The sequence below is a fragment of the Nonomuraea sp. NPDC050328 genome (genome assembly GCF_044459405.1).
Lineage (GTDB): Bacteria > Actinomycetota > Actinomycetes > Streptosporangiales > Streptosporangiaceae > Nonomuraea.
In genome coordinates this window covers 392,886-405,740 of record NZ_JBITIW010000005.1, presented here as the reverse complement: position 1 = coordinate 405,740, position 12,855 = coordinate 392,886, and the positions used below count along the sequence as shown (strand labels likewise).

The window sequence follows — 12,855 nt, the reverse complement described above, 5'->3', positions numbered from 1 at the left end:
CGGCGGCGCGGCTAATGTCAGCCTTGGTTAAGACCTCTCCACATACGCGGCCAAAGTCCGCACCCGCTCGGCGTGCTCGTCGTGACCGACGATCACCGGCGGCTCGTTGTACGGCATGGCGTCGCTGGAGCGGCGCAGCTTGATGTACTGGCCGCAGGCGTCGATCGCGTACGGCTCCATGTCGTCCTGGAGCGCGCCGATCACGGTGATCCCGTACGTCTCGCCGATCCGGCGGAACAGCGCGACCGCCTCCCGCCGGTGCTCCTTGCCGAGGTTGCGGCCCAGCTCGTCAAGCACCAGGCACAGGTGGCCGCCGCCGGAGGAGGCGATCGCCGCCGCGCAGACCAGCTTGACCGCCTTCTCGTCCATCAATGCGGTGTTCGCGCGCCGGTTGTACGGCACGTAGCCCTGACCCTCGCCCCGCTTCCACTTCGGCGTCACCCGCCACTGCCAGCGCTGCTCCGGATCGGCCGGGGCGGGCGGCACCGGGAACTCCAGCGTCGCGCCGTAACCGCCGTAGGAGGTGTCGAGCTTCTCGAACTCCTCCGCCACGCGCACCAGCCTCGCCTTGATCGCCGCGGTGAGCGCCGCGCGGTGCACCGCGGTGGACTGCGCCGCCTCCTCGGCCCCCTTGGTCGCCGCCGCCAGGTCACGCTGCCGGCCGCTGACCTGGGACTCGATCTGGCGGCGCTGGTGCTTCTCGTACTCCTCCTGGCCGCGCAGGTAGGAGGCGAGCGAGCCGCAGACCGCCGCGAAGGTGGCCTGCTCGCGGCTGGAGCGGCCGGCCCGCTCGGCCATCAGGAAGCGCAGCTCCTCCGGGACGTCCTCCTCCTCCACGAAGGTGTCGCGGAAGGCCTGGTCGAAGTGGCGTTCGGCGATCCGCCACCACTCGTCGGAGCTGCGCGGGCGCTCCTCCTCGGGCAACGCGGCGATCCACTCGCGGGCGCCCTCGACCGAACCGCCCCAGTCCTGCACCAGCTCGGCCAGCTTGAGCGCCTCGCGTTCCCGGCTCACCTGGGCGGCCTGGTCGTGCGCCTGGCGCTTGTCGGCCTCGTGCCGCTGGCGGCGGCCGTCGAGGCGTTCGATCTCCATGTCGCGGGTCCGGGCGCGGAAGTCGAGCGTGCTCGCCTCCTGCTCGGCCGTCGCCACCTGGGGGGCCAGCTCGATCAGGGCCTCGGTCAGCTCCGTCAGCCTGGCCCGGCGCTCGGCCAGCCGTCGCTCGATGTCGGCGAGCTGGACCCCGGCCTTGGCGCCCTCCAGACGGCGCTGGGCCTCGGCGACCGCCTCCTCCGCCTGCCGTACGGCCAGCGCCGCCTGTTCCTGGGCGTCCTTGGCGCGGTTGAGCCGGAGCTCGGCGGCCTTGATGCGGGCCTCTCGGCCGGTCGCCACCCCGCCGAACGCGCCGACCACGCTCACCCCGGCCGCACTCACCAGCACCGAACCCGGCAGATCGGCCAGGGCCTTGGCGGCCTGCTCCAGATCGGCGGCGTCCACGATCACCGCATGCTCGGTCGGCCAGCCCCGCAGCCCCTTGAGATCCAGCCCCCCACCGAGCGACGAGCCCCCACCCAGGGTCGCGCTCCCACCCGGGGCCGCACCTCCAGCCGGGGCCGCACCCCCACTCAGGGCCGCACCTCCACCCGGGGCAGCCCCTCCACCCTGCCCCCCGCTTCCACCCACGTTCACGCCTCCACCCAGGGTCGCGGCGTCGGGGGCGGTGCCGGTGGACTCGTCGCGGGCGTGTTCGGCGACGTCGAGGGCGTCGAGCAGGCCGGTGGCCGGGAGACCGGCGGCGGTCAAGGCGCTGAGCTGGGCCGCGGCCGGACCGCCTTCGGCGTCGTCAAGAGCGGCCTGCGCCGAGGCGACCTCACGGTCGGCGACCCCCAGCCCCTTGAGCGACTCGTTCAGCCGCCGCCGCGCCTCACCCAGCTCCCGCTCGGCAGCCGGGACGTCCCGGCCGTCCGACAGCCGCCGGGTCTCCTCCAGCCCCGGGATCCAGCCCCGCAACTCGTCCGCGGAGTTCTCCGCCACCGCCCGATCGGACTCCAGCTTGGCCGCCCGAGCCTGCAACGCCGCCAGCTCCCGCCGGGCGTCGACCAGCCGCCGGTCGAAGCTGTCGTCCTTGAGCGTGGCGATCTCCGCCTTGACCAGCGCGATCGCCTCGGCCGCCGACTCCTGGGCGGCCTCGTGCCGGGCCAGGTCGGCGGCGAGCTGCTCGTCCCGGTCGGCCGCGTCCGCCAGCCGCCGCGTCTGCCGTCCACGCCAGCAGCGCAACGCCTCGGCCAGCCGTACCCGAGCCTGGTCACGCCGGTCGAAGGTGGCCACCAGCGCCCGCGACTCGGCCTCGAACTCCGCCAGCCGGTCGGCCGCCTCGGCGGCCCGCACCCGCTTGGCGTGCTCGTCGCGCCGGGCCTCGCGCTCGAGCTCCAGCTCGGCGTCGAGGCCGGTGAGCGCCGCGATGGCCTCGAAGACCCGCTCGGGGGAGATCTCGTTGAGCGGCTGCGACAGCAGGTTCGTCGCCACCTTGCTCCGCACCGAGGTGGACAGGAACGACACGCAGCGCACGCGGTCGCCGTACAGCACCTTGGTCAGGTCGCGCGCGACCACGTCGCGGCGGCCCGCCGACTTCGGCAGCGACGCCCACAGCTCGTCGGCGCGCAGCACGCGCTCGGCCTCCGAGGCCGCCGACGCCAGGTGCACGCCGTCCTTCCAGCGGATCTCCAGGTGGGGCGCCTCCTGGTTGACCTTGAGCCAGACCGTCACCGTGTCGGACTGCGGCTGCTCGAACAGCGCGTCCTCGTCCTCGGCCGCCCGCTCCTCCCGCGTCCGCTCGGGCAGCGGCTGGGCGTGGCCGAAGACGCCGACGATGTAGCCGTGGTCGGCGCTCGCCCACTGCCGCGCCCCCGCGCCGCTGGCCAGCTCGGCGTTGAACAGCAGCTCGGAGACGGCCTTCGCGCCCGAGGCGAAGCGCCACTGCTCGTCGCCCAGCAACGCGGTGATCGCGGCGATGAAGGAGGACTTGCCCGCGCCGTTGGAGTCCTTCGGGCCCGCTCCCGCCACGACGATCAGCGTGCCGGGCACCGTCGGCACCGGGTGGGTGGACAACCGGGAGATGTTGACCGCCTGCACCGCGATCAGCACCCGGTCACCGACGACGTTCTCCCCCTGCGACACGCTGCTCCCTCTGGTCGTGATGATCTTTGTGGCGGTTCCGGTGCCGGGCGTGGTGGTCACTCGGCCGTCCTTCGTGCTCGTACGGCTGCCGCCAGCGGTGTCTGCGGGCCGGCGGCCAGGATGAGCTCCTCCTGCAGCCGGCGGCGGGCGGCCGGGGTCAGCCGGTGGAACTGCGGTCCCGGCACGTAGCCGCCCGCCTCCTCGCCCGCCTTCACCTGGGCGACCAGTCCCGCGTGCCGGAGCGTGCGCAGGGCGGACTCCAGCTCGCCGATCGGGACCTGGGTGTGGCGGCGCAGCTCCTCCACCGGGGTGGGGTGCGGGGACAGCCAGGTGTCCTCCGGCAGCACGCCCTCGGCTCGGGGGATGGCCACCGAGTGGATCAGCACCAGGGTCAGTACGGCACGCTCGGCCTCGCCCAGCGTGGTGCCCGCCCGGCCGGCGGCCTCGTCGTCGTAGCCGGTGATCCAGCGTTCGCGGTGCTGGATCAGGACCCGGCCGCGGCGGGCCAGCATCTCGGTCAGGGCCCGGCGCAGGGCCGGGTCCCGCAGGGCGGCGAACCTGGCCTCGGGGACGGGTTCGGCGGCGTGCTCCACGGCCATGAACGCGGCCACCAGCTCGGCCCGGTGCCGCTCGTCGTAACCCTCCAGGAGGTCGTCGAACCCCGCCGACTCCCCACCCTCGACCCGCCCGGCGAGGACCTCCAGCCCTCCGTCTCCGGTGATGGGGGAGGGGATGACCGAGGTGAGGCCGTCAGAGGGGGCGGGCTCGGCGGGAACCGGGTCGGCGGGGACGGGGTCGGCGGGAACCGAGCCGCTGCTGGGAGTGGGCCCACCGGCCGCGCTCGGGTCCCCGGGGAGGACGGGTTCGGCCGCCGAGGCGGAGTCGCGGGCTGAGCCGGGCTCGGCGGGCGGCGCGGAGCTGTCGGAGAGGGCTGGCTGGGTGGCCGAGCTGGAGTCGGCGGGGACCGGGTCGGCGGGGACCGCGCCGGTCCTGGGAATGGGGTCACCGGCCGCGCCGGGCTCCCCGGGGAGGACGGGGTCGGCCGCCGAGGTGGAGCTACGGGCTGAGCCGGGCTCGGTGGGTGGGCCGGGATCGCCGACGGGGACCGGGTCTCCGACGGGGTCCGGGTTTCCGAGGGGGTCCGGGTTTCCGAGGGGGTCCGGGTTTCCGAGGGGGTCCGGGTCTCCGGGAGGGGCCTGCTCGGTGGCCGAGGCGCGGGCGGAAGGAGCGGGCTGGGCGGCGGGGAGGGGCGAAGGCGGCGTCGAGGAGGTGGGTGAAGTGGCGGGAGTAGAAGTGGGGGTGGGGTCTGGGGTCGGGGTGATGGGGAGGGTGGTGCGGGGTGGGTCGGGGAGGCGACGGACGAGGTCCTTGAGCTGGGCGAAGGACTCGACGGGCCAGGTGGCGCAGCGCGGGCCCAACCGGACGAGGCCGTCGGTGAAGACGATCCACGCCGAGTCGTGCAGCCGCCGCAAGGCCCCCACGGCCCAGTTGCGCATGAGGTCGTCGGTACGCCCGATGAGGGCCCGGTAGGTGTCGAGGACGAGCTCGGCCGGGGCGGTGACACCGGGCCAGGGGTCGCCGGACAGGTCGGCCCAGCAACACTTCAGGCAGGCTGCCAGCACCCGCCGAGTCTCCCCGGCCCGCTCGACCGGCAGCGGCGGGATCTGGAACTCCTCCAGCATCGACGGCGTGGCCCCGTCGGGCCACACACTCAACGCCACCCCCGTCGTGTCGGCATACGACAGCCGCAGCGTCCCGGCCGGAGCAGGGGCCCCGGCGGCGAGCCGCAACGGGCCGGCGGAACGGATGGCGACATGTGCGGCACGGGCGGCATCCGCGGTATGAGCAAGGCGCGCGGCATCCGCGGCGTGAGCAAGGCGCGCGTCGTGCGCGCGGGCGGAGGTCATGAGGCCCGCTCCAGAAAGGCGTGGGTCAGCCAGGCGGGCTCCCGCCCGGCGTCGATGGTGAGGGTGTCGGTCCAGACCAGGCGGTAAGGCAGCTCGGGACGCAGGTCGATGGAGACCAGGTCCGCCAGCAGCCGCCGCACCGAAGCCCAGTCGCCCCCGGCCACATTGGCCAGGTCAACCCGCGAGGCGTCACCCAGCAGCGACTCGGCGACGGCGGCCAGCCGCTCGGCGCCCGGCGGCTCGGCCAGCTCGGAGGAGGGCCCGGGGTCGGGCAGCGTGGAGCGCGGGGGAGTGGGGTGGGCGGGCGCGGGCCGGGGCGACTCGTCGACCGCGCGGGCGATCGCCGCTGGATCGTGCCACGGCGCGGGCGCGTCGAAGACGAAGCCGTCGAGCACCCCGGCCAGGTCGGCGCGGGAGGCGGTCTGCGCGAAGGTCCGCCAGGTCTCGGTCGGCAGCAGGGTGAGGTTGCGCGTGGTGCCCGCCGAGTCGGCCAGCCGCCCGGCCGCGCGCCGGGAGGCGTCGCTGTAGGCGTAGATGGCCGCCCGCAGGTCGGTGCAGGTGCGGTCGAGCGCGGGCCAGCGGGTCAGGATGGTGCCGTGCAGGCGCTGGGCGCGCTGCGCGATCTCCTCGGTGCCCCACAGCTTGGGCGCCTGCTCACGCAGTTCCTCGATGGTGCCGCCGGTCAGCGTGATCAGCTCCAGCGCCCACAGCCGGAAGGCGCGGGTGAGGTTGACGGCCGACTGGCGCGCCTCCTCCATGGTGGTGCGCGGGTCGGCGACGTTGAGGTCTTCCAGCGCCAGCAGCCGGTGCATCTCGGACTGGCCGCCGTCGTCCATCATGCGGCGGATGAACATCAGGCCGACGACGCTGGTGAAGGAGGCGCGGTAGCGGAGCTGGTTGGGCTTGGGGAAGACCTCACGGACCGCGCCCAGGCCCCGGAGCACGCGCAGCCGGTTCTCGAACTGCTCGGCCGGATAGGCACGGCACACGTGCCGCATCTGCTCGTGGGTCAGCCACTCCTCGCCCGCCTCGGCGAAGGCGGCGAAGAGCGTCTCGGCGATGTCGACGAGCGCGGGGTCGTCGACCACCGCGCCGCTGTCTCGCGCGAGCGCGGCGAACATCCGGCGATAGGTCGACAGCACCGCCTCGTCGGACAGGGCGGAGTCGAGTGTCAGCAGCTCCTCGGGCACGCGCACTAAGGTACGGCTTCGCTCCGACAATCTCGGACGCGCTTGACCCGATCGGGAAGCCCGGCCGCGAGACTCGCACCCGGCGGACGCGCCTCCAGGCGATAGGGAAACCATAGCGGCCTGCCGTACAACTGCCGGACGGGATGAGAGCGCGCTAGGGTGTCCCCCGATAATCGGGGGATTTATCAGCATTAATGACGGGGTGAGGGACACATGGGGCTCGCCAGGCTCCAGAGTTTTTGGACAGGTGACAGAGCCACCGCCACGATCGCCACGGTCGTGGTCGCGGCGCTGGTCGGGGTGGCGGCGGTCGTCGGGGTGGGCGTCTCCAGCGCCAGCCCCAAGCTGGCCGACGTCGGCGCGTGGTTGTGGACCCAGGTCAGAGGCAAGGTCGTGCACGTCAACGGCCTGTCCGGCGAGGTGGACGGCTACCTCGACGTCAAGGGCGGCAAGGCCATGCGGGTGGTCCAGGAGGGCGGCAACGTGCTCCTGGTCGACGAGGCCACCGGCTTCGTCAGCCGCATCGAGCCGAGCCAGCTCGACGTCGCGCAGACGCGCAACTTCGGTGCGGCCGGGCTGCAGCTCGTGCTCGCCGGGCCGAACGCCTACGCCGTCGACCCGGCCGGACGGGTCCAGCAGATCGACCCGCTGACCCTCAACTCCGTCGGCGAGCCGCTGAGCCTGCCCGGCCCGCTCGGCGCCGCCCGCCTCGACGGCGGCGGCCGGCTGTGGGTCCCGGTCACCGCCAAGGGCGAGGTCCAGCCCGTCTCGGCCGGTACGGCGGAGCGTCCCGTCAAGGTCGGCGAGCCCGGCGACGAGATCTCCGTCACCATCGCCGGCGGCCTGCCGGTGATCGTCAACACCCGGGCGAGCAGCGCCGTCGTCATCGGTTCCGACGGCGGCGCGGGCGAGATCACCCTGCCGAAGGAGGTCGCCCGCACCGGCAAGGGCGGCGTGCTGACCCCGGCCGCCACCGAGGGCGGCCTGGTCCCCATCCTCGCGCCCGGCCCGGACGGCCTGCTGGTCGTGCTCGACACCCAGTCCAACGCGGTGCTCAGCACCAAGCTGGAGTCGGCCGACCCGGCCCGCCTCGGCGTCCCGCAGGTGCTCGGCAGCAAGGTCTACGTGCCGGACGCGAGCACCGGCGGCCTGATCGTCTGGGACAGCTCGGCGCAGGGCGCGCCCAGCCGGCTGCAGGTCGCCGAGCGGCCCGGCCCGCTGGAGGTCTTCGTCAAGGACGGCCTGCTCTGGGCCAACGACCAGCGCGGCGACCGCGCGGTGGTGATCGACCCGGAGGGCCGCAAGCACCAGGTGGACAAGGACGACACCGACGTCCCCGGCCCGACGAACACCCCGAAGCCGACGCCCACCCCCAAGCCGGACCCCACGCGCGACAACCCGGACCCGGACCCGACCGGCCGGCCGGACCCGACGCGCGAGGACGACGACGGCGAGGAGGCGAAGCCGACCAAGAAGCCGAAGCGGCCGTCGCAGACGCCGACCTCCACGCCGACCGGCACGCCCACGCCGACCCCGACGCCGACTCCCACGCCGTCGCAGTCGCCCTCGCCGTCCCCGACGCCCACGCCCACCCCGCCCGGCAAGCCCGGCGCGGTGAGCGCCCGCTCGGGGCCGGGCCGGATCGACATCAGCTTCAGCCCCTCGACCGGCGGCAAGGTCACCAGGTACACCCTCAAGGGCGGCGACGGCCGGGCCACTCCGTCCGAGGTGGGCGCCGACGGGCCGTTCCAGTTCGAGGTCAAGGGCGGCGACTGCGCCAAGGAATACAGCTTCACCGTCGTCGCGCACTGGGAGGGCGGCGAGATCGAGTCGGAGCCGAGCGCCGGGGCGCGGCCCTGCGTGGCGCCCGGGGCCCCGGCCGGTTTCCAGGCCAAGGCCAAGAACCGCGGCGCCGACCTGAGCTGGTCGGCCCCGGCCAACGCCGGGGAGAACGTCACCTACGTGCTGTCGGGCGCGGCGTCCAAGGAGCTGAAGGAGACCTCCTTCAGCGTCGGCGACCTGGCCAACAACAAGCAGTACGAGTTCAAGCTGAAGGCGAAGAACGAGGCGGGCGAGAGCCCCGACGCCGCCACCGCCACCGCCGACCTGGCCTACCCGCGCCAGTCCTACCGCAACGAGTACAACGACCAGACCGACACGCTGATCAACTCCTGCACCACCGGCAGCTGCAAGATCGGTGAGATCCCGAAGGGGCAGTACATCAACCTCACCGTCATCTGCCAGTCCAAGGGCCGGCGGGTCGACGAGACGCAGTCCGGGCGCAGCAGCGACATCTGGAACCGGATCGAGTGGAACGGCGGCATCGGCTACATCAGCGACACCCTCATCGGCACGCCCAAGGGCGGCTTCCCCGCGGCCCCGCTGTTCGAGTGCACGGATTAGGAGAGCTCAGGTGACCACCCAGTACGGCGAGCAGACCGCCCAGGTCTACCAGCAGCCCGACCCCGCCACCCTCGCCGGCCAGTTCGCCCAGCGTTTCCAGCTCCTGGCCCAGAACATCGAGCGCATCATCCGCGGCAAGCACGAGGCCGTCGAGCTGGCCCTGATCTGCCTGTTCGCCGAAGGCCACCTGCTGGTCGAGGACGTGCCGGGCACCGGCAAGACCACCCTGGCCAGGAGCCTCGCGGCCAGCGTGGACGCGCTCTACCGCCGCGTGCAGTTCACCCCCGACCTGCTGCCCAGCGACATCACCGGGGTGAGCATCTTCAACCAGGCGCACCAGAAGTTCGAGTTCCACCAGGGCCCGATCTTCGCCAACATCGTGCTCGGCGACGAGATCAACCGGGCCTCGCCCAAGACCCAGTCGGCGTTGCTGGAGGTCATGGAGGAGCGCCGGGTGACCGTCGACTCCGAGCCGCATCCGGTGCCGCGCCCGTTCCTGGTCGTGGCGACCCAGAACCCGGTCGACATGGACGGCACCTACCCGCTGCCCGAGGCGCAGCTCGACCGCTTCCTGATGAAGATCTCGGTCGGCTATCCCGACCACGTCAGCGAGGTCGAGGTGCTCAAGGGCATGCCGTCGGGGCCGCTGGTGGACCAGCTCCCGGTGGTCGCCCGGGCGAGCGACGTGGCCATGATGATCGACTTCGCCACGCGCATCTACGTCGCCGACCCGGTCTTCGACTACATCGTCGCCGTCGTCGCCTCGACCCGCGGCAACCCGAACCTGCGCCTGGGCGCCAGCCCGCGCGCCAGCCTCGCGTTGCTCCGCGCCTCGCGGGTGAAGGCCGCGGCGGCCGGGCGGCACTACGTCATCCCGGAGGACGTCAAGGCGCTGGCCGTCCCGGTGCTCGCGCACCGGCTGATCCTCACCCCGGAGGCCGAGCTGCGCGACCGCACCGCCGCCGACGTGCTGGGCGAGATCCTCGCCGGGGTGCCGGTCCCGCAGGCGGCCTGATGCTCACCCCGCTCGGCTGGGGCACGCTCGCCGGGTCCGTGCTCCTCTACGGGCTCGGCGCGGCCCTCGGCCATCCCGAACCGATCGTGCTGGCCACCGGCGGCCTGCTGGCGCTGCTGTTCGCGCTCGTCTGGACCGCGCCCGGCGCCAAGCTGGAGGTGCACCGCGAGGTCACCCCGCTCAAGGTGCCGCGCGGCGAGGCCGCGGTCGCCGTGCTGCAGATCCGCAACCTGGGCCGGTTCGGCCTGACCGGCCTGCGCGCCCGTGACCGGTTCGGCGACACCGAGCACACCGTCGACCTGCCGCGCCTGCCGCGCAACACGCTCAAGGCCGTCTCCTACCCGCTGCCCACCGACCGGCGCGGCGAGATCGTGGTCGGCCCGCTCCGGCTGGTCCGCGCCGACCCGCTCGGGCTGACCCGCCGGGTCCGCGAGTACGGCGAGGCGATCACCCTGCTCGTCCGGCCGCGCACCATCGCGCTGCCGGTGGCCCCGTCCGGCCGCGCCCACCACCTGGAGGGCCCGACCAGCGACAACGCGCCCGCCGGCACGGTGACCTTCCACACGCTTCGCGAGTACGTGGTCGGCGACGACCTGCGGCACGTCCACTGGCGCTCCAGCGCCCGCACCGGCACCCTCATGGTCCGCCAACTCATCGACGCCAGCCTGCCGACCACCACGGTCGTGCTCGACACCCGCGAGCTCAGCGAGGAGGCCGTCGACGCCGCCGCCTCCGTGGCCCTCGCCGCCGCGCGCTCGGGCTTCCCGGTGCGGCTGCTCACCGCCGCCGGGCCGCTGGCCGAGACCAAGAACGACGCCGACCTCGTGCTCGACCGCCTCGCCGTGGTCGCCGCCACCCCCGGGGCCGACCTGCGGGTACGGCAGGCGCGCGGGGGCGGCTCGCTCGTGCTGGTCACCGGGGACGCCGCCGAGGCCGGGCGGCTGGCCGGGCTGCGGCGCAGCTTCGACCGGGTGATCTGCGTCTACACCGGGCCGGAGCAGGTCAGCGCGCCCGGTGTCACGGTCATGCCGCTGCGCACGCTCGACGACCTGCCCGCCCAGTGGGGACGCCGATGAGCCGCAGAGCTGCCCCCACGCCCCCTGAGCGGGCCGGGTCGTTCGCGTGGACGTGGCGCGTGGCCGCCGGCCTCGTGCTGGTCGCCGCGCTGGCCGGCACCGCCGGCTGGGCCTTCCACCGCGTCTTCCCGGCCGGGGGCCTCCTGCCGGTCGTGCTCCCGGCCGCGCTGGTCCCGCCCCTGCTGGCCGGGCTGACCGCGCGCCGCCCGCTGTGGCTAACGCTGCTGGTGAGCGTCCTCGGCTGGTTCGGCGCCGCCGCGGCCGTCTACCGCGGGCTGCCCCTGGCCCTGCCGCGCGACCTGGCCGACTCCTGGCAGGCCCTGCTGACCACGCTCCTGCCCGCCCAGCCCGAGCCCCGGCTGCTCATCCTGGTGCACACGTTGGTCTGGCTGGCCGCCACCGCCGCCGCCGAACTCCAGCTCAGGACCCGCGCCCGGCTGGCTCCGGCGCTGCCGCCGCTGGCCGCCTTCTGCGCGGCGCTGCTGCTGGGCGTGGACGGCGACGGCTCGAACCTGCCCCTGGCCGCCGCGCTGGTGACGCTCGCCGCGACGCTGGCGCTGTCCAGGGACGAGCGGCCGGTGGGGTGGCTGCTCGCCGGGATCCCGGTGGCGGCCGTGCTCGCGCTGGTGGCCTACGCGGCGGGGCCGTTGCTGCCGCGGGCGGCTGAGCCGTACAACCCGAGGACGCACGCCGAGCTGCCGCCGCCGACGCGGGTGGACAGCGTCAGCCCGCTCGACCGGATCTCCGCCTGGCTGCAGATCCCCGACCGGCCGCTGTTCACCGTCCGATCCGGCAAGCCGCTCAACTGGCGGCTGGCCGTACTCGACCGCTACGACGGGGTGCGCTGGACCACGGGCGCGCGCTTCCAGCCGACCGGCGGCCGGATCCCGGCGGGGGAGTGGACCGGGGCGGGCGAGGAGGTCCGGCAGACGATCACCATGGACGGCCTGCCCGGCACCTGGCTCCCGGCGGCCGAACGGCCCGGCGAGGTGGACGGGGTGCCCGGCCTGGCCGCCGACCCGGAGAGCGGGTCGCTGCTGGCCGCCGCCCCGCCCGCCAAGGGGTTCCGCTACGAGGTGGTCTCGCGGGTGGCCAAGCCCGGCCGCCAGGAGCTGCTCGACGCGGTCCCGGCCGCCGACCCGGCGCTGCTGGCCTTCCCGAAGGGGCCGCAGGAGCAGCTCTTCCGCAAGCTGGCCCAGCAGGCGACCAAGGGCGCCGACCTGCCGATCCGGCAGGCCTACCGGCTGCAGAAGTACCTGCGGGAGAACGCCCGCTACGACCTGACCGCGCCGCCCGGGCACTCGCTGAAGAGCCTGGAGTTCTTCCTGGAGACCACGCACCGGGGCACCTCCGAGCAGTTCGCCTCGGCCTTCGCGCTGATGGCGCGGACGCTCGGGCTGCCCGCGCGGGTCGTGGTCGGCTTCCGTCCCGGCCAGCCGGAGAACGGGGTCTACCGGGTCAAGTCCGGCGACGTCCTCGCCTGGGCGGAGATCAAGTTCGAGGGCCTCGGCTGGCGGCCGTTCTACCCCACGCCCGGCAAGAGCGGCGCGAAGGACGACCACGACGTGGTCTCCCAGGCGATCGAGGAGAGCCAGCGACTGGAGGGCGAGTTCACGCAGGGCACGGTCGACCGGCCGAAGGACGGCAGGCGCGGCGCGTCGCAGGCGGAGCCGGGCGGCTCGGGCGGGCCGCCGCTGTGGGTGCTCCTGCCCGCACTCGGCGCGGCGATCGTGCTGGCCTACCTGCTGGTCGCGATGCTCGTGCCGTGGTGGCGGCGCCGCCGGCGACGCGCGCCCGCGCCCGCCGCGCAACGGGTGCTCGGGGCGTGGCTGCAGACCTGCGACGACCTCGGTGTGCGCGCGGAACGGGCGCTGACCGCCGAGGAGGTGGTCGCGCGGCAGCCGGCCGACCTCTCGCAGCATCTCCGGCCGCTGGCCGACCTGTTCAACTTCGTGCGCTTCGCTCCGGACGAGGCCGCGGCAGGCGCCGCCGACCAGGCGTGGCGGCACAGCGACGCGGTCCACCGCGCGGTACGGCGGAGCACCCCGCTCAAGCACCGCCTGCGCCGCCGGCTCCTGCTGAGATGAGGC

The 12,855-nt window shown here is 74.3% G+C and carries 7 protein-coding genes; 4 read left to right on the top strand and 3 right to left on the bottom strand.

Going from position 1 to position 12,855, the window contains the following annotated elements; translation table 11 throughout:
* Positions 1-27: 27 nt before the first annotated feature.
* From ACIBG7_RS21575 to ACIBG7_RS21565, 3 genes are read right to left on the bottom strand one after another with little or no spacing between them, the layout of a single operon-like run.
* On the bottom strand, positions 28-3,234 hold the full coding sequence (locus ACIBG7_RS21575; RefSeq protein WP_397337364.1) for a chromosome partitioning protein ParA: 3,207 nt from the start codon (positions 3,232-3,234) through the stop codon (positions 28-30).
* Positions 3,231-5,081 (bottom strand): hypothetical protein, encoded by a 1,851-nt coding sequence (locus ACIBG7_RS21570; RefSeq protein WP_397337362.1) that lies wholly within the window; start codon positions 5,079-5,081, stop codon positions 3,231-3,233. Before ACIBG7_RS21570 ends, ACIBG7_RS21575 begins: the two co-directional genes overlap by 4 nt.
* Positions 5,078-6,271 carry a hypothetical protein gene (locus ACIBG7_RS21565; protein WP_397337361.1) on the bottom strand — a complete coding sequence of 398 codons (1,194 nt, stop codon included), beginning with the start codon at positions 6,269-6,271 and terminating at the stop codon, positions 5,078-5,080. The genes ACIBG7_RS21570 and ACIBG7_RS21565 overlap by 4 nt, the downstream gene beginning before the upstream one ends.
* A gap of 213 nt (positions 6,272-6,484) precedes the next feature.
* On the opposite strand from ACIBG7_RS21565, the gene ACIBG7_RS21560 reads away from it, so the two are divergent.
* The 4 genes from ACIBG7_RS21560 to ACIBG7_RS21545 are packed head-to-tail and all read left to right on the top strand — an operon-like array spanning position 6,485 to position 12,852.
* A complete protein-coding gene (locus tag ACIBG7_RS21560; RefSeq protein ID WP_397337360.1) occupies positions 6,485-8,674 on the top strand; it encodes a hypothetical protein in 2,190 nt (729 codons plus the stop codon).
* A gap of 10 nt (positions 8,675-8,684) precedes the next feature.
* Positions 8,685-9,689: a MoxR family ATPase gene (locus tag ACIBG7_RS21555; RefSeq protein WP_357920641.1), complete on the top strand. Its 1,005-nt coding sequence runs from the start codon at positions 8,685-8,687 to the stop codon at positions 9,687-9,689.
* Positions 9,689-10,765, top strand: coding sequence for a DUF58 domain-containing protein (locus tag ACIBG7_RS21550; RefSeq protein WP_397337359.1), 1,077 nt, complete (start codon positions 9,689-9,691; stop codon positions 10,763-10,765). The genes ACIBG7_RS21555 and ACIBG7_RS21550 overlap by 1 nt, the downstream gene beginning before the upstream one ends.
* Positions 10,762-12,852: a DUF3488 and transglutaminase-like domain-containing protein gene (locus tag ACIBG7_RS21545; protein WP_397337358.1), complete on the top strand. Its 2,091-nt coding sequence runs from the start codon at positions 10,762-10,764 to the stop codon at positions 12,850-12,852. Before ACIBG7_RS21550 ends, ACIBG7_RS21545 begins: the two co-directional genes overlap by 4 nt.
* Positions 12,853-12,855: the final 3 nt, after the last annotated feature.

Coding starts and splice junctions, on each gene's coding strand:
- ACIBG7_RS21570 (WP_397337362.1), bottom strand. CDS start 5,081: ATGACCTCCGCCCGCGCGCACGACGCGCGCCTTGCTCACGCCGCGGAT.
- ACIBG7_RS21560 (WP_397337360.1), top strand. CDS start 6,485: ATGGGGCTCGCCAGGCTCCAGAGTTTTTGGACAGGTGACAGAGCCACC.
- ACIBG7_RS21550 (WP_397337359.1), top strand. CDS start 9,689: ATGCTCACCCCGCTCGGCTGGGGCACGCTCGCCGGGTCCGTGCTCCTC.
- ACIBG7_RS21545 (WP_397337358.1), top strand. CDS start 10,762: ATGAGCCGCAGAGCTGCCCCCACGCCCCCTGAGCGGGCCGGGTCGTTC.